This is a genomic window from Curtobacterium flaccumfaciens (assembly GCF_018598405.1).
GTDB classification, from domain to species: Bacteria; Actinomycetota; Actinomycetes; order Actinomycetales; family Microbacteriaceae; genus Curtobacterium; species Curtobacterium aurantiacum.
The window spans coordinates 1-20,496 of sequence record NZ_JAHEWS010000007.1 but is presented as its reverse complement, the minus strand read 5'-3'; the positions used below and the strand labels follow the sequence as shown (position 1 = coordinate 20,496).

Here is a 20,496-nt window from a genome sequence, read left to right as displayed (position 1 = left end):
TGACCGGGCGGGGCAGCGTGACGGCGCGGTGGGCGTGACCCGATCGTGACCGTCGGCCGACGTGCCGGCGCCGCCACGGGCCTCCCGGCCGGATCAGCGCGCACGCGCGGATCGTGACGCCGCCTCGGGACCGGCTGGGTGGCAACCTGAACGCGACCGCAGCCTGCACTCGTTCCAGGGCAGAACCAGTACAGCCCCCCTGCCTACGGTGCCGTCATGCGTGTGGTGCGATGGCCTGGTGCTCTCCTGATGTTCGTGGTGATGTCCGTGCTCGCCGGCATGCTCGTCGCCGTCGCCGTGACCCCGGCGGTCGCCGTCGCGGGTGAGGGGACGTCCGGGGCGGTGTCGTTCTTCGAGGACCTGCCGAGCTACCTCGACGTGCAGACCCCGCAGCAGGTGTCGTCCGTGTACGCGACCGAGGGCGGCCAGCAGGTGAAGATCGCGTCGTTCTACGCCGAGAACCGCACCAACGTGACCGCCGACCAGATGGCGGACTCGCTCAAGCAGGCGGCGATCGACACCGAGGACCCCCGCTACTACGCCGAGGGCGGCATCGACGTGCTCGGGACGCTCCGTGGCGTCGCCGCGACCGTCGTCGGCGGCGACGTGCAGGGCGGCTCGAGCATCACGCAGCAGTACGTCAAGAACGTCCTGGTGCAGCAGTGCGAGGAGCTCACCGGCACGGACCAGGCCGCCACGGAGAAGAAGGTCGAGGCCTGCTACGAGGACGCCGCCGGCGTCACACCGCAGCGCAAGCTGCAGGAGATGCGGTACGCCATCGCCGTCAACAAGAAGTACTCGAAGGACGAGATCCTGACCGGGTACCTCAACATCGTCGGGCTCGGCGGCCGGGTGTACGGCGCCGAAGCCGGTGCCGAGCACTACTTCGGCGTGCACGCGAAGGACCTGTCGCTCGTGCAGTCGGCCACGCTCGTCGCGATCCTCAACAACCCGTCGAACCTGCGCATCGACGTACCGAGCGACAAGGACAACGGCAAGGCCAACGGGTACACGCTGACGAAGGAGCGCCGCGACTACGTGCTCCACCGGATGCAGGCACACGGGTCGATCACGAAGGCACAGATGACGAAGGCGATCGCGACGCCGGTCACGCCGAAGATCACCGAGACCGCCAACGGGTGCTCGACCGCCGCGACGAACCACGACGCAGGCTACTTCTGCGACTACGTCCGCGACCAGGTGCTGCAGGACCCCGCGTTCGGCAAGACCGCGGCGGCACGCATCGCCACGCTCGACACCAAGGGCCTGCAGATCCACACCTCGCTCGACCTCGACCTGCAGGGGCAGGCGCAGAACGCCCTGTCGACCTACGTGCCGGCCACGATGGCGGGCGTCGACGTCGGCGGGTCGAACGTCACGGTCGAACCCGGCACCGGACGGATCATGTCGATGGTGCAGAACACCACCTACACGCAGGGCGACAACGCCGCGGCCGGGGCGACGGCGGTGAACTACAGCGCCGACTCCGGGTACGGCAACTCCGGGGGGTTCCAGACCGGGTCGACGTACAAGGTGTTCACCCTGGCCGAGTGGCTCGCCAGCGGGCACACCCTGTCCGACTCGGTCACCACGTCGGAGCACCAGTTCGAGAACGCCGAGTTCACCAACACCTGCCAGAACGTCGCCGGTGGCACCTGGAACGTCGCCAACGCCGAGAGCGTGCCGGCGTCGATGTCGGTCGAGGACGCCACGGTCGAGTCGATCAACACCGCGTACGCGCAGATGGGCAAGCAGCTCGACCTGTGCAAGATCGCCCAGCTGGCGCAGTCGATGGGCATCCACCGCGCCGACGGCGGCGACCTGACGCAGACGCCGTCGTCGATCCTCGGCGTGAACGAGCTGTCGCCGATCGACCTGGCCGAGGCCTACGCGGGCTTCGCCAACGGCGGCATCGTGTGCACGCCCACGGCCATCGACTCGGTGACCGAGGCGGACGGCACGAAGATCACCCCGACGCCGACGTCCTGCACCCAGGGCGTCTCGGCGGACGTCGCCGGCACGGTCGACTACGCGCTGCAGGGTGTGCTGTCCGGATCGGGCACCGCCGCGAGCGCGAACCCCGGGGACAGCGTGCCGAAGTTCGCGAAGACGGGAACCACCGACGGCGACGTGCAGAACTGGCTGGTCGGGTCGTCGACGAAGTACACGAACGCCACCTGGGTCGGCAACGTGCAGGGGAGCGTGAGCCTGGCGAACTGGCCGTTCCTGCAGGGCACGACCGGGTACAGCGCGAAGTTCGGGGTGGGGAAGTCGATGATGGCGTACCTGGACCAGACCGTCGGCGGGGGAGCGCTGCCGACGCCGAGCCAGGCGATGATCGGGCACGCGAGCAAATCGTCGTCGTCTTCTTCGTCGTCGTCGTCGGGGTCCGCGTCCGGACAGGGGACGGCGCAGGACGACCAGACGACGCCGACGGCTGCGCCTGCTGCGCCTGCTGCTCCGGCTGCACCCGCTGCTCCGGCTGCGCCGGCGCCCGCCGCGACGGTGGCCCCGGTGGCACCGGCTGCGAGGGACCAGAACGGGAAGTGACCGCCTGGAGGCCCGGTGCCGGTCCGGCGGACCGGCACCGGGCCTCCACCGCGTTGTCCGCAGCCGCGCCTGCGCGCTCGACGCAGCCAATAGACTGTTGGGCATTCCACGAACCGATCGACGGAGCACCATGCCTGACATCACGAGCGAGCAGGTCGCGCACCTGGCGAACCTCGCACGTATCGCACTCACGCCCGACGAGATCGAGAAGCTGACCGGGGAGCTGTCGCACATCGTCGAGAGCGTCGCCAAGGTCGCCGAGGTCGCGACCGACGACGTCCCCGCGACGAGCCACCCCGTGCCGCTCGGCAACGTCACCCGACCCGACGTGGTCGGCAAGACGCTGACGCAGGAGCAGGCGCTCTCCGGAGCGCCCGACTCCGACGGCGAACGGTTCCGCGTGACCGCCATCCTCGGCGAAGAACAGTAGGGCGAAGAACAGTGACCGACGACATCACCCGCCTCAGCGCCGCAGCGCTCGCCGACGCCCTCGTGGCGCGCGACGTCTCCAGCGTCGAGGCCACCCAGGCCCACCTCGACCGCATCGCCGCGGTCGACGGCGACGTGCACGCGTTCCTGCACGTGAACCAGAACGCCCTCGCCGTCGCGAAGTCGATCGACTCGCGCCGCGCCGCCGGCGACGACCTCGGCCCCCTCGCAGGCGTGCCGATCGCCGTCAAGGACGTGCTGTGCACGCAGGACATGCCGACGACCTCGGGCTCCAAGATCCTCGAGGGCTGGGTCCCGCCGTACGACGCCACCCCCGTCGCGAAGCTCCGTGCCGCCGGCCTCGTGCCGCTCGGCAAGACCAACATGGACGAGTTCGCGATGGGCTCGACCACCGAGTTCTCGGCGTACGGCCCGACCCGCAACCCGTGGGACCTCGACCGGATCCCCGGCGGGTCCGGCGGTGGCTCGGCAGCCGCGGTCGCCGCGCACGAAGCACCCCTCGCCCTCGGGTCCGACACCGGTGGGTCCATCCGTCAGCCGGGCGCCGTGACGGGCACGGTCGGCGTGAAGCCGACGTACGGCGGAGTGAGCCGCTACGGCGCCATCGCACTCGCGTCCAGCCTCGACCAGATCGGCCCGGTGTCCCGCACCGTGCTCGACGCCGCGCTCCTGCACGACGTCATCGGCGGGCACGACCCGAAGGACTCCACGTCCATCCCGGACGCGTGGCCCTCGATGGCCGCCGCCGCGCGTGAAGGCCTGCAGGCGGACACGCTCCGGGGGCTCCGCGTCGGCGTGGTCAAGGAGCTCGCCGGCGGCGACGGCTTCCAGGCCGGCGTCACACAGCGCTTCCAGGAGACGGTCGCCCTGCTCGAGTCGGCCGGTGCGGTCGTCGTCGAGATCGACGCCCCGTCGTTCGCGTACGCGATCAGCGCCTACTACCTGATCCTCCCGGCCGAGGCGTCGTCCAACCTCGCCAAGTTCGACTCGGTGCGCTTCGGTCTCCGGGTCACGCCCGAGAACGGTGCCACGGTCGAGGACGTCATGGCCGCCACGCGTGAAGCCGGCTTCGGTCCCGAGGTGAAGCGCCGCATCATCCTCGGCACCTACGCCCTCAGCGCGGGCTACTACGACGCCTACTACGGCTCGGCGCAGAAGGTCCGCACGCTCGTCCAGCGCGACTTCCAGGCCGCGTTCGAGCAGGTCGACCTGCTCGTCAGCCCGTCGGCTCCGACGACCGCGTTCCCGATCGGTGAGCGCATCGACGACCCGCTGGCGATGTACCTCAACGACCTCACGACGATCCCGGCGAACCTCGCCGGCGTCCCCGGCATGAGCATCCCGAACGGTCTCGCGCCCGAGGACGGCCTGCCCGTCGGCGTGCAGCTGATGGCGCCCCAGCGTGAAGACGCCCGGCTGTACCGTTACGGTGCCGCCCTCGAGCGTCTGCTCGAACAGCAGTGGGGGGCGCCGCTCATCGCGTCGGTCCCGGACCTCGACCAGAGTCAGCAGTCGGCTGCGCAGGAAGGTGTGATCTGATGGCGCAGAAGGACGCGCTCATGGACTTCGACGAGGCGCTCGAGCGCTACGAGCCGGTGCTCGGCTTCGAGGTCCACGTCGAACTGGCGACGAAGACCAAGATGTTCTCCGACGCCCCGAACTTCTTCGGCGGCGAGCCCAACACGAACGTCACGCCGGTCGACCTCGGGCTGCCCGGGTCGCTGCCGGTCGTCAACGAACAGGCCGTGCGGTACTCGATCCAGCTCGGGCTCGCGCTCGGCTGCTCGATCGCCGAGTCCTCGCGATTCGCCCGGAAGAACTACTTCTACCCGGACAACCCGAAGAACTACCAGGTCTCGCAGTACGACGAGCCCATCGCCTACGAGGGCGAGGTCGAGGTCGAACTCGCCGACGGCACGATCTACAACATCCCGATCGAGCGCGCGCACATGGAAGAGGACGCCGGCAAGCTGACGCACGTCGGTGGTGCCACCGGTCGCATCCAGGGCGCCGAGTACTCGCTCGTCGACTACAACCGTGCCGGTGTGCCCCTGGTCGAGATCGTCACGAAGCCGATCTTCGGTGCCGAGCACCGTGCCCCCGAGCTCGGTGCCGCCTACGTGCAGGTCATCCGCGACCTCGTCCGGGCACTCGGTGTCTCCGAGGCCCGCATGGAGCGCGGGAACCTGCGCTGTGACGCGAACATCTCCCTGCGCCCCCGCGGCCAGGAGAAGCTCGGCACCCGCACCGAGACGAAGAACGTCAACTCGTTCCGTGCCGTCGAGCGTGCGATCCGCTACGAGATCCAGCGACAGGCCGCGATCCTCGCCGCCGGTGGGACGATCACGCAGGAGACCCGGCACTGGCACGAGGACACCGGTCGCACGTCGGCCGGGCGACCGAAGTCGGACGCCGACGACTACCGCTACTTCCCGGAGCCCGACCTGCTCCCCGTCGTGCCCGACCCGGCCGTCGTCGCCGAGCTCCGTGCCTCGCTGCCCGAGGCCCCGGTCGCTCGTCGCCGTCGTCTGAAGGGCGACTGGGGCTTCGCGGACCTCGAGTTCCAGGACGTCGTCAACGGCGGCCTGCTCGACGAGGTCGAGGGCACCGTCGCCGCGGGCGCAGCACCCCAGGCCGCACGCAAGTGGTGGACCGGTGAGATCAGCCGCGTCGCCAACGCGCAGGACGCTGCCCCCGGTGACCTCGTTTCGCCGAAGCACGTCGCCGAGGTCATCGCGCTCGTCGAGTCCGGCGACCTGACCGACCGTCTGGCGCGCCAGGTGCTCGAGGGTGTCATCGCGGGCGAGGGCTCGCCGGCGCAGGTCGTCGAGGCCCGCGGGCTCAAGGTCGTCTCGGACGACTCCGCCCTCACCGCCGCCGTGGACGAAGCGCTCGCGGCGCAGCCCGACGTGCTCGCGAAGATCCAGGACGGCAAGGTCCAGGCCGCCGGTGCGATCATCGGCGCGGTCATGAAGGCCATGAAGGGCCAGGCCGACGCCGCCCGCGTGCGCGAGCTGGTGCTGGAGCGCGCGCAGCAGGCGTAGACGACTCCACCTCGGAACGGGAGGCACGGTGCCGGTCGGCACCGTGCCTCCCGTGCATCCTGGGGACACGTCAGCGATCCGGTGACAGGATGAGTCGTGTCCGCAACCATCCGTGCCATCGGAACCGCCGTCCCCGAGACGACCCTCGCCCAACCTCGGGTGCGTGACCTCTTCTCCGCCCAACCCGACCTTGGTCGGCTCGGCCAGCGGCTCGTCCCCGCGGCCTTCGACGGTTCGGCGGTCGACCAGCGGCACACCGTGCTCGAGGAGCTCGACTCCGCGCGTGGCGGGGGCGCCTTCCGCGACGACGACGGCACGCTGCGGTCGCCGTCGACCGGCTCGCGCAACGACCGGTACCGCGAACTCGCCCCGCCGCTGTTCGTCGCGGCCGCCCGAGACGCCGTCGAGCGTGCCGGCATCGCACCGGACGCCGTGACGCACCTGGTGACGGTCTCGTGCACCGGGTTCACGCAGCCCGGACCCGACATCGACGTCGTCGAGCAGCTCGGTCTGCCCGCGGGCGTCTTCCGGCACCACATCGGCTTCATGGGCTGCTGCGCCGCGTTCCCCGCGCTCCGGATCGCCGCCGCGTTCGTCGACCAGGACCCCGACGCCGTCGTGCTCGTGGTCTGCGGTGAGCTCTGCACCCTGCACGTGCGCGCCTCGAACGACCCGGACCAGATCGTCGCGAACAGCGTCTTCGGGGACGGTGCGGCCGCCGCGGTGGTCGCCCGCGACGGAGCCGGTCTGCGCTTCGACGACTTCACGACGGCCGTGGTGCCCGAGGGCGCGTCCGAGATGGCGTGGAACATCGGGGACGAGGGCTTCGAGATGGTCCTGTCGACCGCCGTGCCGAAGCTCGTCGGGCTGCACGTCCCGAGCGCCGTGCAACCCCTGCTCGCCGGCGGGCCTGCCTCGGACGTGCCGGTGTGGGCGGTGCACCCCGGCGGTCGGGCCATCCTCGACCGCACCCAGGAGTCGCTCGGCCTGCCCGACAGCGCGATGGAGTCGAGCCGGCGGGTGCTGCGGGAACACGGCAACATGTCGAGCGCCACGGTGCTCTTCGTCCTGCGCGACGCGGTCGAGGCGGGTCTGGCCGACGGCAGCGCGGTCGTCGCGCTCGCCTTCGGCCCCGGCCTCACGGTGGAGAGCGCCCTGCTGACCGCGGTCCGGACCGAGGCGTCGCCCGCGGCGTCGCCCGCGGCGGAACCCGCTGTCGCACCCGCCCGCGTTCCCGTCGCGACCACGGGCGCGGCGTGAGCGGTCGGGACGGCGGCACCACGGGCCTCCCGGCCGTCGACCTGCGCAGCCGCGCGCTCGACCTGACCGAACTGATGGACGACCCGGACTGCGACCCGCGCGCACTCGCGCGCACGTTCCGGCGCTTCGCCGTCGTCAACGCGCTCGTGAGCGGCTGGCGCGCGGCCTGGCGATCGCACGTCGTGCCGGCCCTGCCCGCCGAGGGCCGCGGCCGGGTGCTCGACCTGGGGTGCGGTGGCGGCGACCTGGCCCGGTCGCTGGTGCGCTGGGCGGCGAGCGACGGCTTCGACCTCGAGGTCGTCGGGGTCGACCCGGACGAACGCGCCATCGCCGCGGCACGGCGGTCGACACCAGCAGGCGTGACGTTCCGGCAGCAGTCGAGCGGCGACCTGGTCGCGGCGGGGGAGCGGTTCGACGTCGTCGTGTCGAACCACGTGCTGCACCACCTCGGCGACGACGAGCGGCGGGGCTTCCTGGCCGACTCCGAGCAGCTCGCGATCGGACGCAGCCTGCACTCCGACATCCGGCGGTCGCCGGCGGCCTACCGGGCGTACGCGCTGGCGTCACCGATCGTGGCGGCGGGGACGTTCATCCGGGTGGACGGGCTGCGGTCGATCCGCCGGAGCTTCACCGTGCCCGAGCTCCGCGATGTCCTGCCCACCGGGTGGCGGGCCGAGGCGGCTGCGCCGCACCGGGTGCTGGCGATCCGCGACGCCTGAGCGGGCGCCGGCCGTCGGCGTCGCGCAACCGGGTTTCGCGCTCAGCGACAGGTCACGGGCGTGCGAGCGCGCGAACTGTCGCCCAGCGCGAAGGACCGGCTGGCGGTCCACGACGCGACCAGACGTCGGACGGGAGGCCCGTGGCGACGCCGCCACGGGCCTCCCGTCCGTCTGCTGGTCGCGTCCACGACGCACGCCGCTACGGGCGCAGCAGCACCTTGATGGCCCGGCGCTCGTCCATCGCGCGGTAGGCCTCGGCGGCCTCGTCGAGCGGCAGCTCCAGGTCGAAGACGCGACCGGGGTCGATCGCGCCGGACAGCACGTCCGGCAGCAGCTCGGGGATGTACTTCCGGGCCGGTGCCATGCCGCCCGCGATCGCGATGTTCGTGTCGAAGAGGTAGCGCGTGCCGATCGACGGCACCCCGTGCGGGACCCCGACGAAGCCGACGTTGCCGCCGGGGCGCACCGAGTGCAGCGCCTGGTCCATGCTCTCCTCGGTGCCGACGGCCTCGACGGCGCAGTCGGCCAGGTCGCCGCCGAGCAGCTCGCGGACCGCAGAGACGCCCTCGTCGCCGCGCTCCGCCACAATGTCGGTGGCACCGAACTCGCGCGCGAGGGCCTGACGGTCGGCGTGCCGGCTCATTGCGATGATGCGGTCCGCACCGAGCCGCTTCGAAGCGAGCACGGCGGACAGACCGACCGCCCCGTCGCCGACCACGACGACGGTCTTGCCGGGGCCGACCGCTGCCGACACGGCGGCGTGGTGGCCGGTCGAGAAGACGTCGGACAGGGTGAGCAGTGACGGCACCAGGGCCGGGTCGACCGGGCCGGGGACGACGACGAGCGTGGCGTCGGCGTCCGGGATCCGCACGTACTCGGCCTGTGCGCCGCCGACGGGGTCGCCGTACGCGTCCGTGCTGCCGAACCCGGACAGGTGGTCGCAGCCGGTCGTCATCCCGTGGCGGCAGGCCTGGCAGGTGCCGTCGTTCATGGTGAAGGGGGAGATCACGAAGTCGCCCTCGTGCAGGGTCGTGACGGCGTCACCGACGGCGACGACCTCGCCGACGAGCTCGTGGCCGATCGGCCGGGGCCGCTTCGTCTCGGTGACGCCGCGGTAGGGCCAGAGGTCCGAGCCGCAGACACAGGCCGCGGTGACCTTGACGACGACGTCCTTGCCGGAGAGCAGTCCGGGACGGTCGCGCTCCTCGACGCGGATGTCGTTCGGGGCGTGGATGATCGCTGCGCGCACGGGAGGGCCTTCCGTCGAGATGATGGGGAACCGGCGCGGTCGACGTCGTCCGGGCCGTCGTCGACAGTACCCTCGTGCGGGTGGACGACGACCGGTACGGCGGCGATGTGCTCTCGGGGGACTGGCGCTCGCGCGGGGTGAAGAAGGTGCGGCAGGTGCCGCTCGAACGGGACATGGTGCTCGAGGACCCGGACTCCGGGTGGGCGGGTGCCGTGGTGGGGCTCGAAGCGGGCAACATCGCGCTCGAGGACTGGAAGGGCCGCACGCGCTCCTTCCCCTTCACGGGGCAGTTCCTGCTCGAAGGGGAGCTCGTGACGCTGGGACGGCCGTCGGCGCCGGTCGGGCGGTCGGCTGGTGCTGGTTCCGCTGGCCGGGCTGGTGCTGCCGGTTCCGCCGGTTCCGCTGGTCGCGTCGGTTCCGTGCATGCTGACTGGAGGCCCGGGGGTGCGCCCGTCGTGCGGCAGGCGTCCGACGGTGGTCGCCTCCGCACCGCGTCCGGATCGTTCGCGGTGGAGTCGCAGCGTGCTCGGGCGGCGCTGCCCTCCCGCATCATGGTCGAGGGCAAGCACGACGCCGAACTCGTCGAGAAGGTCTGGGGTGCCGACCTGCGCGTCGAGGGCGTCGTGGTCGAGGAACTCTCCGGCGTCGACAACCTGGCCGACGTGCTCGACGAGTTCCAGCCGAACCGGGACCGTCGTGTCGGCGTGCTCGTCGACCACCTGGTGCCCGGGTCGAAGGAGTCCCGCTTCGCCGACGCCGTGATGCGTGGCAAGTGGGGTGCGCACGTGCTCGTCGTCGGGCACCCGTTCGTCGACGTCTGGCAGTCGGTCAAGCCGGCGCGGGTCGGACTGCAGGCGTGGCCGACGATCCCGCGCTCGATCGAGTGGAAGAAGGGGATCTGCCAGGCGCTCGGCTGGCCGCACGCCGAGCAGGCCGACATCGCCCGGGCGTGGCAGCGGATCCTCGGGCAGGTGCGGACGTTCGCCGACCTCGAGCCGCAGCTGCTGGGCCGTGTCGAGGAGCTCATCGACTTCGTGACCGAGCCCCAGGCCTGAGAACCGGCGGATTGCCCGACCGGCGCGGTGTGCCGGGGGTGATCCGCGCCTCCAGGCCTACTGTTGAGGGATGGACGGCATCGACGGTCGCGTGCGGGGCGCGGTCGACCTGTGGCTGCGCTGGCTGCCGCGCTGGCAGATCGGCACCGCCCGTCCGCGCACCCGCATCTGCCGGAAGTGCACCGGGTCCCCGATCGCCGCGGCCGCGGGGTTCGGACCCGACGTTCCGCACGCTGTCCAGCACGCGCTGATCGGGCGGATCTCGACCATCGTCGAGGACGCCGTCGACGACTACACGGCGAAGAACCTGCCGTTGCTGCAGCGCGAACTCGAGCGTGCGGCGGCCCGCAAACGGCACGCGGGGTACCAGCCGGCCGAGGGGTTGTCGCCCGAGTTCCAGGGGCTCGACGTGGATCCGGAGCCGTCGCCGGGGTCGCCGTTCCTGTTCACCCTCGGTGAGATGGCCGGGACGGGCGCGGGGGAGCAGACGCCTCGCGAGCCGCTGTCCGACGAGGCGAAGGCAGCACTCCGGCACGAGATCGAGCTGTCCGACGAGTGCGCGCGGTCGACCGGGACCGCCGTGTGCCTGGCGCTCATCGACCACCGGCCGCGGATCGCCGAGGCCGTCGAGCGGCTGGTCGAGCCGCAGATCGAGGCGCTGGTGTCGGACATGTTCCGCGGGTTCGACGGGCCCGAGGACGGGCCGCGCAGCGGGTTGTTCTAGGCGGGCGCGGGGGCGCGGGTGCGGGTGCGGGTGCGGTCGTGGGTGCGGGTGCGGGTGCGGTCGTGGGTGCGGGTGCGGGTGCGGTCGTGGGTGCGGGTGCGGTCGTGGGTGCGGTCGTGCGCGGGTGCGGTCGTGCGGTGCGGGTGCGGTCGTGGTTCGAAGCCGCACGGTGCTGTGTCTGTCGGCCCGTGCGAGGTTGTCCGCTCGGTGCGCGCTTGTAGCACCGCACCGAGCCACCGCGGCGGCACCGCTTGGCGAACCTCGCACCGTGCGCGCTTCTCGAACCTCGCACCGCGTCGCGAACCGTGCGCGGCTCGAGTGACCCCGCACCGTGCGCGAGGCCCTGGGCCTGCACGGGTTGAGCTGACTCGCACGGTGTGAGGTCGGCGGCTCAGCGGGGGAGCAGGGTGCGGCCCGGGATCACGGTGCCGCGCAGCGAGCGGTGCTCGACGGGGCGCGCGGGGTCGTCGATGCGGCCGATGACGAGGTCGATCGCCTCGCGGCCGATGCGCTCGATCGGTTGCTCGAGCGTCGTGAAGCCGATCCAGTCGCTCGCCAGCGGGTACACGCCGTCGAACCCGGTCACGGAGAGGTCGCGCGGGACCTGGACACCGCGGCGGGCCAGTGCCTCGCACACGTCGAGCATGAGCCGGTCGGTCGGGCACATCACCGCGGTCACGCCCGACTCCTGCACGGCGTCCACCAGATCGGCGGCGAGGTCGTCCGGCGGCCGCACGAAGCTCGCGTCGATGTCGATCACCCGGACGCCGCGTACTCGGAGCCGCTCGACCATGGCCGACGATCTCGCGTGCTGCGTGATCGCGTTGTCGAGCGGGACGGTGAGGACCACCGCGGTGGAGTGGCCGGCGTCGGCGACGGCATCCGCGATCGCGGCACCACCGTCGGCCTCGTCGCAGTAGACACTCGAGAGCGCCGGGTGCAGCTCGGGCCGACCGGCGACGACGGTGGCGATGCGGGGCGCGAACTCGGCGATGTCGGCGGACGGCATCAGGCCGCTGCACACGACCAGGCCGTCGACGCGCATCGAGACGAGTGCTGCGAGGGCGGACTTCTCGTCCTCGACCCGACCGACGCCCGTCGTGGTGACGACGCGGTAGCCGAGCTCGGATGCACGGCGCTCCATCACGGCGTGCAGGGCGGTGTAGACCATCGACGATGCATCGCGGACGAGCATCCCGATCGTGTTCGTCCGGCCGCTGACCAGCCCGCGGGCCATCGCGTTGGCGACGTACCCGAGCTCGGTCGCGGCGCGTTCGACTCGCTCACGGGTCTCGTCGGAGAACCGACCTGTTCCAGAGAGGACCCGGCTCACCGCCGACTTCGAGACCCCCGCACGTGCGGCGACGTCGAGGATCGTCGGTTGGGCACCACGGCTGCTGTTCACGCGTCGGACGCTGCGGCGTCCCGCCGCGACCGCGATGCGGTGAACCGGAGCACACCGCGGGTGATCGCGCGCCAGCCGAGCAGGAACACCCCGAGCACGATCGTCGCGACGATGACGAACGAGATCGGCAGCGGATTGCCGTCGACGTCGCCCTGGCCGGTGGCGACGCGGACGGCCAGACCGACGAAGACCGTGAGGACCCAGACCACGACGCCGGTCGGCCAGAAGCGCAGCGGTCGCGCCCAGGCCCCGCTCGTCACGTACCCGATCGCCCACCCCGCCAGGAACGGGTAGGCCGTGGTCCAGAGTGCCAGCGCCGTGTTCGCTTCACCGTGGGACGAGCGCCCGATGAGCGCGAAGACGACGATGAGGACGACGTCGATGACGGCTGCGAGCCAACCCCAGGTGCGTGCGTTCACCCGCTCATTCTCGCAGCCTCCGGGGTGCTCGCTCATTCCTCCACAAGGTGCTGGGCGCGGCTGGTCCTCCACAGCACGCCCACTCGGTGCCGCTCCGAAGGCGGAGCATCCGGAGCATCACGAGTATGTCGATGAACCTCAAGCTCGCACCGGTCCCCGAAGTCCTCACGTTCCGAACCTCCGCACAGCGCCCCGACGAGTCCGATGCCATCAGGCGTCGGGCCGCTGCGGGGGAGCTCACACGGGTCGCGCGCGGACTGTACGCGGAGTCTGCGGGATGGGCCGCACTCCGACCCAGTGAGCAGCACCACGTCCGAATCCGCTCGTTCGCCGACCGCATCCGCGCCGGAGACCTGATCTCGCACGTCTCCGCCGCCGTCGTCTTCGGTGTGCCCCTGCTCACCCCACCACCGACACGGATCCACGTGACCTCACGCGGTGCCGACCGGCGCACCACGAACGCGACCTTCGTGGTGCACGCCGACCTCGACGCCGAGCGGAACGAGCGTCCGGTCGCCACGCCCGACGGGTTGCTGTTGTGCGGACTCGATCGGCTGGCGACCGACCTCGCACTCACACTGCCGTTCACCGACGCAGTCGTGTCCCTCGATGCGCTCCTCCGTCGCGATGTCGAGCGCGAAGACGTCCGATCGGCGATCGAGCGGCGCGGGCAGAAGGGACGACGTCGCGCCCTCCGGGCGATCGGGTTCGCCGATGCCGCGTCGGACTCACCGGGGGAGTCGTACGCACGGGCGCGGTTCGACCAGTTCGGGACACCACCGCCGGTCCTCCAGCACCGCTTCCGGACCGTCGGCGAGCCGGACATCGTCGTGGACTTCTGGTTCCCGGATGCCGGGGTCGTGGTCGAGTTCGACGGAGCCGTGAAGTACCGGAGCAGTGCGTACCTGCGGGGACGGACGCCGGAGGAAGCGCTGTTCGACGAGAAGATCCGGGAAGACCGGCTCCGTGCGTTCCCCGAGGTGCGAACCGTGGTGCGGCTCACCTGGTCGGACCTGCGCAACGAGTGGGTGCTCCGCGCGAAGCTTCGCCAGGCCGGAGTCCGCATGTCGCGCTGAGGGGTGTCAGTAGCGCACGGTGCGGGATCGTTCGGCCTGTCGCGGGGCCGCACGGTGCGCGGTTCGTCGCCCACGGCCGACCTGGCTGCTGTGTGCGGGATCGTCGGCAGAGAACGGGGCCGCGCACCGTGCATCCTTCGCCGGTCGGGGGCGAGTAGCCCGCTCCGTGCAGGGTTGTAGCCGGGCACGAAGCCGTCAACCTCGCACGGGTCGGCGGAACTCGCACCGTGCGCCGTCATCGCACCCGCACCACCGCACCCCCGCACCCGGAGTTCACCCGGCGGCGATGCCCGCGGCACCCGGAGTTCACCCGGCAGCGCCACACTCGAACCCGGCGCGGGAACGTTCCCACACGCCCGCCCGCACGACCAGCACCCCGCACGACCAGCACCTCGAACCACCCATCCCCGCCCCACCCCACGCACCACCACGGAACAGGGAGAACCCACGTGAAGACCCGAGTCCTCGCCGGCCTCGCCATCGCGGCAGCCGCGACCGTCGCACTGTCCGGCTGCGTCCAGAGCGCCAACGCCTCGAACGCTGCCGACGGCAACGGCACCACCGACCTCACCGTGTTCATCAGCGGCGACACCAACGTCCAGGACCTCTGGGACAAGTCGCTCATCCCCGCCTTCGAGAAGGCGAACCCGAAGATCCACGTCAGCACGAGTATCGACCTGCACGGCGAGCACGACGCCCAGACCCAGGCGAACCTCGCCACCGCGGTCAAGGCCGGCAAGTCCGTCGCGTACGACCTCGTCGACGCCGGCTTCGTCACCACCGCCGGCAAGGCCGGGTTGATGGCACCGGTCAGCGACAGCACGATCCCGAACCTGAAGGACGTCCCCGACGCCACGAAGCAGCAGGGTGGCGACAGCGCCATCCCGTACCGCGCCTCGAGCGTGCTGCTGGCGTACGACGCGAAGAAGGTCACGGACCCGCCGAAGACCCTCGACGACCTGCTCGCCTGGATCAAGGCCAACCCGGGCGAGTTCGCCTACAACTCCCCGTCCTCCGGCGGTTCGGGCGGCTCGTTCGTGGCCACGGTGCTCGCGAAGTACCTGACGCCCGCCGAGCAGGAGACGATGCAGACGAAGTACGACAAGTCGCTCGAGTCGAAGTGGGACAAGGGCTTCGCCGCGCTCAAGGACCTCGGCCCGTCGACGTACCAGAAGGGCGTCTACCCGAACGGCAACGACCAGGTCGTGCAGCTGCTCGGCAGCGGTCAGATCGCGATGGCTCCGGTCTGGAGCGACCAGTTCATCACCTCGCAGAAGACCGGCATCATCCCGAAGACCACCAAGGCCGTGCAGATCGAGGACCCGTCGTTCACCGGCAGCGCGAGCTTCCTCGGCATCCCCAAGACCGAGCCGGAGGCCAAGAAGGCGGCAGCCGAGAAGCTCGCCGACTTCGTGCTCAGCTCGAAGGGGCAGCAGCTCGTCGCGAGCGCCGTCTCCGGCTACCCGGTGATCCCGCTCGACAGCCTGCCGAAGTCCGTCGCCGAGCAGTTCGCGGACGCGAACCCCTCGCAGCTCCGCCTCGGGTTCCAGAGCGACTTCGCCGCCGACATGAACGCGGCGTGGGACGCGAAGGTCCCGCAGTGACCCAGACCGTCCAGGACGGCCCGGCAACCGGCCGGGAGGCCCGTGGCGACTCCGCCACGGGCCTCCCGCCCGTCCCGCCCCAGGCCCAGGGCCCGGCGCACCCCGCCAGCGGGCGCACGGCGCAGGAGCGACTGGCCCGCCGCCGGCGGTGGCAGGGCCTCGCCCTCGTCGCTGCCCCGGTGCTCGTGGTCGTCCTGTTCGTCGGCGTCCCGGTGGTGAACGCCGCCCTGTTCAGCCTCGGCTTCACCGGCGGCCTGAACCAGGCGCTCGCCGACATCGGCGGCGACACCGTGCGCGGCTTCTCGTTCGCGGTCTACACCACCCTGCTCGGCAACGCCACGTTCCTGCGCGACCTGGTCGCGACGCTCGGGGTCACCGCGCTGTCGACCGGCCTGACCGTGGGCCTCGCGGTCGTCGTCGCCGTGATCCTGCGGCTCCGCGGGGGCTTCCTCGGCAAGACCCTCAGTGTCCTCGCCGTGGTGCCGATCTTCGTGCCGGTGGTCATCGCGAGCTGGTCGATCCTGACCTTCACGGATGCGCAGGGCTTCCTCCGGAGCCTCGGCGCACAGTTCGGGCTCGACGTCCCGGTGTGGGGGTACACCCTCGTCGCCGTGGTGTTCGGCAGCGTCTGGACCAGCCTGCCGTTCGCGGTGCTCATGATCGCCGGGGCGCTGCAGGGCACCCCGGACGCCCTGGTCGAGGCTGCGAAGGACGCCGGTGCGAGCACCTGGCGCGTCGTCTGGCAGGTGCTCCTGCCGATGGCGGCCACCCCGCTCGTCATCGCGACGACGTTCACGGTGATCGGGGTCCTCGGTTCGTTCACCGTGCCGTACTTCACCGGTCCGAACGCCCCGACGATGCTCGGCGTCGACATCTCGAAGTACTTCCAGGCCTACAACCGTCCGCAGCAGTCGACCGCGATGGCGTTCATCGTGTTCGCGTTCGCCGCGGCCGCGAGCATCTTCTACCTCCGCTCGACGGTCCGCTCGAACGCGGGCGAGCTCGACAAGAAGCGTCAGGAGCAGCAGTGATCAAGCGTCTGACCGGCACCGCCCTCGTCTGGGCGACCGCGATCGTGCTGGCCGTCTTCATCCTCGGGCCGCTCGTCTGGCTGGCTGCGCGGGCCTTCGCCACGACGTGGACGTACCCGAACCTGCTGCCCGACGGCTGGACCCTGCAGTGGTGGGGCACGGTGTTCGAGGACCGCAGCCTGGCCGTCGCGGTGCAGAACTCGCTCGTCCTCGCCCCGCTCACGGTCCTCATCGCCGCCGTGGTCTGCTTGCCCGCCGCGTGGGCGATCAGCCGCATCGAGTTCCCGGGGCGACGGCTCGTCCTGGTCGGGCTGTTCGCCACGAACGCATTCCCGAAGATGGGCCTCTTCGTCACGATGTCGGCGATGTTCACCGCGCTGGACCTCATGAACACGGTGACCGGCATCCTGATCGTCCACGTCCTGGGGTGCGTCGTGTTCATGACGTGGCTGCCGGCCGCCGCGTTCTCGGCCGTGCCGCGGTCCCTCGAAGAGGCCGCCCGCGACGCCGGGGCCAGCCGCTGGCGCACCTTCTGGAAGGTGACGTTCCCGATCGCCTGGCCCGGGATCCTCGTCGCGATGGTGATGTCGTTCCTGGCGTCCTTCGACGAGGCGCAGGGCACGTACCTGGTCGGCGCCCCGACGTACATGACGATGCCGACGGCGATGTACTCGCTCGTCCTGAACTCCCCACGCCAGGTGTCGGCGGTGTTCGCGATCGCGCTGAGCATCCCGTCCGTGGTCCTGCTGCTGCTCGCCCGGAAGCACATCATGGGCGGCCGACTGGCGGACGGCTTCCAGATCCGATGACGCAGCCCCGATGACGCAGCCCCACATGACGCAGATCCCGATGACCACACCAGCACGAAAGGCGACCACATGACGGACGCAACGCTCGTCACGGAACGCGCGCAGGGCCTCCAGGCCGACGGCAGCACGACGGACCGGGCCCGCACCGGCGGACTCACCATCCGCGGACTGCGCAAGACGCTCGGCGGACGCGACGTCGTCGCCGGCATCGACCTCGACGTCGCGAAGGGCGAGCTCGTCTCGCTCCTCGGGCCGTCCGGCTGCGGCAAGACCACGACGCTCCGCATGGTGGCGGGGTTCCTGCCCGCCGACGGCGGCGTGGTCACCATGGGGGACCGCGACGTCACGTCGCTCGGCCCGGAGCGCCGACCGAGCGCGATGGTGTTCCAGAACTACGCCCTGTGGCCGCACATGACGGTGACGCAGAACGTCGCGTTCCCGCTGCGGACCCGACGGGTGCCGAAGCAGCGGATCGCCGAGCGGGTGCGGGACGCGCTCGAGCTCGTCGGGCTGAGCCACCACGCCGGTTCGAAGCCGACCGCGATCTCCGGTGGCGAGCAGCAGCGCGTCGCCCTGGCCCGTGCCATCGTGCAGGAGCCGGACGTCCTGCTCCTCGACGAGCCGCTGTCGAACCTCGACGCGAAGCTCCGCGTGAGCGTCCGCGACGAGATCCGGCGCATCCAGCAGCGTCTCGGCATCACGACCGTGATCGTGACGCACGACCAGGACGAAGCGCTCAGCATCTCCGACCGGATCGCCGTCATGCACGACGGGCGCATCGAGCAGATCGCCACCCCGACCGACCTCTACGCCCGCCCTGGAACGAGCTTCGTGGCGTCCTTCATCGGGTCGACGAGCGTCGTCACCGGTCGGTTCCTCGCCGGCACGTCCGTCAGCCCGACCGCCGCCGACACCGTGCTGATCCGCCCCGAGCAGGTCGCACTCACCGACGACTCGCCGATCCGGGCGACGGTCGCGCGGGTGCTCATGCGCGGCCACTTCGCCGAGGTCGTGCTCGCCACGGACGGCGCGGAACTCCGCGCGTTCGTCACCGGGCCGCCGCCGGCGGTCGGCACCGAGACCGGGGTCCGCCTCGGCGAGGTGCTCGTGCACCGCGACGGCGTGCTGCTCGAGGTCGCCCGATGAGCGCCGGGGTCCCGACGTCGGTTGCGGCCGTGTCGGCTTCGGTTGCGTCTGCGTCTGCGGTCGACCAGGTGGTCGCCACCAGCCCGGACGGGAGGCCCGGCGTGCGTCCGCCACGCCTCGTCGCCCACCGCGGTGCGCCGCGCGTCCGGCGTGAGAACACCCTGCCCGCCATCGCGGTCGCCGAGGCGCTCGGCGCCGAGGTGATCGAGGTCGACGTCCGTCGCACCGCCGACGGTGTCGCCGTCCTGCTGCACGACGAGACCCTCGGCCGGATGTGGGGCGACGCCCGCCGGGTGTCCGACGTCGCCTGGTGCGACGTCGCCCGGCTCGGCAACGGCCTCGACCGGATCCCGCGGCTCCACGGTGCGCTCGAACGGCTCGACGGCTGCCGGTCGACACTGCTGATCGACCTGACCGACGCCGAGGACGCCCTGGTCGCCGCCCGAACCGTCGCGGGGTTCAGCGGCTCCACCGAGGTGGCCTGGTGCGGAGCCCCCACGGCGATGGCGGCCGTCCGGTCCGTGCTGCCCGACGCCGACGTCTGGCTCGCATGGGAGTCCCTCGACCCACCGGTCCCCGCAGACCTCGAGGCGCTGGCACCGTCGACGCTCAACCTCGACGTCGCCTTCCTCACCCCGCGCACCGTCGAGGTGGCACACGCCCTGGGCCTGCGCGTCGCGGTCTGGACCATCGACGACGTCGACCCCGCGATCTGGGCGGCCCGGCTCGGTGTCGACTCGATCACCACGAACGACGTCGGCTCCATCGGCGCCGCGCTGTCCGCCGCGGAGCGGGACGGCTGGCCCGAGCGGGACCGCGAGCCCACCGAGACCGAGGTCGCCTCGCGCGCCCAGGCCCTGGCCCACCGCATCGCCCACGAGGTCATCGCCTACACCCGGGAGCACCCCGTCAGCGAGGTGCACACGAAGGCCAACCCCGCCGACCTCGTCACCGACGTCGACCGCCTGGTGGAGCAGCACGTGCGCTCCCGCGTGCGGATGGTGTTCCCGACGCACGGCTTCACCGGCGAGGAGTACGGCGAGGCCCCGGGCGACCGGCACCGCTGGTTCCTCGACCCCGTCGACGGCACCACGAACCTGGCCAACGGGGTCCCGTGGACCTCGATGTCGCTCTGCCTGACCCGTGGCGGACGCCCGCTCGTCGGCGTCGTGGCTGACCCGTGGCGCGGCGAGGTCCTCGAGGCCCGGCGCGGCCGCGGTGCCACCCTGCGCGACCGGCAACTCCGGCTCGACGACGCACCCCGGCCGCTCGCCGGAGCCGTCGTCGGAACCGAGCTCGACGGACACCGGCCGTGGCCGGGCTTCGGGGCGTTCCTCGACGCACTGGCCGACCGGTCCTGCACGCTCCGGGTGCAGGGATCGGGGACGCTGACGATCGCGCAGGTCGCGGCCGGGCGGGGGATCGGCGGCTGCGTCTCGGCGTTCAACCCGGTCGACCACGGGGCCGCGGTGCTGCTCGTGCACGAGGCCGGGGGTGTCGTGCTGACCCGCTCCGGCCCCGTCGAGGGCTTCCCACCCGTGGGGGAGCCGTTCCTCGTGGCGCACCCGGGGGCCGCGGACGAGCTGCACGCGGTGTGGACGGCGGCGCTCGCCGCGGGGTGAGCACGGTGCGGGTTCTGCGATTCGGTGCGGGGTTGACTGCCGGGTGCGGCGCTGCAAGCGCGCACGGGGCCGCCAAGCCGCCACGGGTTGCGCAAGTGCGCACGGTGCGGACTGGAGGCGCGGGGCGGGGTCGGCACGCGCCTCCCGTCCGGTGCGGGGTCCGCACGGTGCGGGGTCTGCGATCCGGTGCGGGGTTGGCTGCTGGGTGCGGCGCTGCAAGCGGGCACGGGGCCGCGAAGCGGGCACGGGTTGCGGAGGTGCGCACGGTGCGGGGTCTGCGATCCGGTGCGGGGTTGGCTGCTGGGTGCGGCGCTGCAAGCGCGCACGGGGCCG

The 20,496-nt window shown here is 71.8% G+C and carries 17 protein-coding genes; 14 read left to right on the top strand and 3 right to left on the bottom strand.

Annotated features, from left to right (window positions below; all coding sequences use genetic code 11):
- Positions 1 to 216 precede the first annotated feature (216 nt).
- The 6 genes from KK097_RS05950 (at position 217) to KK097_RS05925 (ending at position 8,023) form a co-directional block, all read left to right on the top strand.
- On the top strand, positions 217 to 2,550 hold the full coding sequence (locus tag KK097_RS05950) for a transglycosylase domain-containing protein (protein WP_214544040.1): 2,334 nt from the start codon (positions 217 to 219) through the stop codon (positions 2,548 to 2,550).
- Between the two features lie 130 nt (positions 2,551 to 2,680).
- Positions 2,681 to 2,980, top strand: a complete 300-nt coding sequence (gene gatC / locus KK097_RS05945; protein ID WP_214531640.1) for an Asp-tRNA(Asn)/Glu-tRNA(Gln) amidotransferase subunit GatC — start codon at positions 2,681 to 2,683, stop codon at positions 2,978 to 2,980.
- A gap of 11 nt (positions 2,981 to 2,991) precedes the next feature.
- Positions 2,992 to 4,539 (top strand): Asp-tRNA(Asn)/Glu-tRNA(Gln) amidotransferase subunit GatA, encoded by a 1,548-nt coding sequence (gene gatA, locus KK097_RS05940; RefSeq protein WP_214531639.1) that lies wholly within the window; start codon positions 2,992 to 2,994, stop codon positions 4,537 to 4,539.
- Positions 4,539 to 6,044 (top strand): Asp-tRNA(Asn)/Glu-tRNA(Gln) amidotransferase subunit GatB, encoded by a 1,506-nt coding sequence (gene gatB / locus KK097_RS05935; RefSeq protein ID WP_214531638.1) that lies wholly within the window; start codon positions 4,539 to 4,541, stop codon positions 6,042 to 6,044. The genes gatA and gatB overlap by 1 nt, the downstream gene beginning before the upstream one ends.
- Positions 6,045 to 6,140: 96 nt before the next feature.
- On the top strand, positions 6,141 to 7,304 hold the full coding sequence (locus KK097_RS18625) for a type III polyketide synthase (protein ID WP_214544039.1): 1,164 nt from the start codon (positions 6,141 to 6,143) through the stop codon (positions 7,302 to 7,304).
- On the top strand, positions 7,301 to 8,023 hold the full coding sequence (locus KK097_RS05925) for a methyltransferase domain-containing protein (protein ID WP_214544038.1): 723 nt from the start codon (positions 7,301 to 7,303) through the stop codon (positions 8,021 to 8,023). Before KK097_RS18625 ends, KK097_RS05925 begins: the two co-directional genes overlap by 4 nt.
- A gap of 199 nt (positions 8,024 to 8,222) precedes the next feature.
- Here KK097_RS05925 and KK097_RS05920 read toward each other — a convergent pair whose 3' ends face one another.
- Positions 8,223 to 9,272, bottom strand: coding sequence for a zinc-dependent alcohol dehydrogenase family protein (locus tag KK097_RS05920; RefSeq protein WP_214544037.1), 1,050 nt, complete (start codon positions 9,270 to 9,272; stop codon positions 8,223 to 8,225).
- Positions 9,273 to 9,352: 80 nt separating this feature from the next.
- On the opposite strand from KK097_RS05920, the gene KK097_RS05915 reads away from it, so the two are divergent.
- Both KK097_RS05915 and KK097_RS05910 read left to right on the top strand, forming a co-directional pair.
- The gene (locus KK097_RS05915) at positions 9,353 to 10,327 is read left to right on the top strand and encodes a DUF3097 domain-containing protein (RefSeq protein WP_214544036.1); all 975 of its coding nucleotides are present in this window, start codon (positions 9,353 to 9,355) and stop codon (positions 10,325 to 10,327) included.
- Between the two features lie 70 nt (positions 10,328 to 10,397).
- Entirely contained in the window at positions 10,398 to 11,051 is a 654-nt protein-coding gene (locus KK097_RS05910) for a spermidine/putrescine ABC transporter substrate-binding protein (RefSeq protein WP_214544035.1), read from the top strand.
- A 391-nt stretch (positions 11,052 to 11,442) separates the two neighbouring features.
- On the opposite strand, the gene KK097_RS05905 is transcribed toward KK097_RS05910, so the two are convergent.
- Together KK097_RS05905 and KK097_RS05900 are read right to left on the bottom strand one after the other, a co-directional pair.
- Positions 11,443 to 12,456: a LacI family DNA-binding transcriptional regulator gene (locus KK097_RS05905; protein ID WP_214544034.1), complete on the bottom strand. Its 1,014-nt coding sequence runs from the start codon at positions 12,454 to 12,456 to the stop codon at positions 11,443 to 11,445.
- The gene (locus tag KK097_RS05900) at positions 12,453 to 12,875 is read right to left on the bottom strand and encodes a DUF3054 domain-containing protein (RefSeq protein ID WP_307858424.1); all 423 of its coding nucleotides are present in this window, start codon (positions 12,873 to 12,875) and stop codon (positions 12,453 to 12,455) included. The genes KK097_RS05905 and KK097_RS05900 overlap by 4 nt, the downstream gene beginning before the upstream one ends.
- Before the next feature lie 125 nt (positions 12,876 to 13,000).
- Between KK097_RS05900 and KK097_RS05895 the strand changes: the two genes are divergently transcribed.
- The 6 genes from KK097_RS05895 (at position 13,001) to KK097_RS05870 (ending at position 20,163) form a co-directional block, all read left to right on the top strand.
- The gene (locus tag KK097_RS05895; RefSeq protein WP_214531729.1) at positions 13,001 to 13,951 is read left to right on the top strand and encodes a hypothetical protein; all 951 of its coding nucleotides are present in this window, start codon (positions 13,001 to 13,003) and stop codon (positions 13,949 to 13,951) included.
- Between the two features lie 449 nt (positions 13,952 to 14,400).
- Complete coding sequence (locus KK097_RS05890; protein ID WP_214544032.1) at positions 14,401 to 15,555, top strand: extracellular solute-binding protein; 1,155 nt, start codon at positions 14,401 to 14,403, stop codon at positions 15,553 to 15,555.
- A complete protein-coding gene (locus KK097_RS05885) occupies positions 15,552 to 16,586 on the top strand; it encodes an ABC transporter permease (RefSeq protein WP_214544031.1) in 1,035 nt (344 codons plus the stop codon). Before KK097_RS05890 ends, KK097_RS05885 begins: the two co-directional genes overlap by 4 nt.
- Positions 16,583 to 17,395: an ABC transporter permease gene (locus KK097_RS05880; protein ID WP_214544030.1), complete on the top strand. Its 813-nt coding sequence runs from the start codon at positions 16,583 to 16,585 to the stop codon at positions 17,393 to 17,395. Before KK097_RS05885 ends, KK097_RS05880 begins: the two co-directional genes overlap by 4 nt.
- Before the next feature lie 69 nt (positions 17,396 to 17,464).
- On the top strand, positions 17,465 to 18,541 hold the full coding sequence (locus KK097_RS05875) for an ABC transporter ATP-binding protein (RefSeq protein ID WP_214544029.1): 1,077 nt from the start codon (positions 17,465 to 17,467) through the stop codon (positions 18,539 to 18,541).
- 101 nt (positions 18,542 to 18,642) lie between these two features.
- Positions 18,643 to 20,163, top strand: a complete 1,521-nt coding sequence (locus KK097_RS05870) for an inositol monophosphatase family protein (RefSeq protein ID WP_214544028.1) — start codon at positions 18,643 to 18,645, stop codon at positions 20,161 to 20,163.
- Positions 20,164 to 20,496: the final 333 nt, after the last annotated feature.

Coding starts and splice junctions, on each gene's coding strand:
- gatB (WP_214531638.1), top strand. CDS start 4,539: ATGGCGCAGAAGGACGCGCTCATGGACTTCGACGAGGCGCTCGAGCGC.
- gatC (WP_214531640.1), top strand. CDS start 2,681: ATGCCTGACATCACGAGCGAGCAGGTCGCGCACCTGGCGAACCTCGCA.
- KK097_RS05910 (WP_214544035.1), top strand. CDS start 10,398: ATGGACGGCATCGACGGTCGCGTGCGGGGCGCGGTCGACCTGTGGCTG.
- KK097_RS05895 (WP_214531729.1), top strand. CDS start 13,001: ATGTCGATGAACCTCAAGCTCGCACCGGTCCCCGAAGTCCTCACGTTC.
- KK097_RS05875 (WP_214544029.1), top strand. CDS start 17,465: ATGACGGACGCAACGCTCGTCACGGAACGCGCGCAGGGCCTCCAGGCC.
- KK097_RS05950 (WP_214544040.1), top strand. CDS start 217: ATGCGTGTGGTGCGATGGCCTGGTGCTCTCCTGATGTTCGTGGTGATG.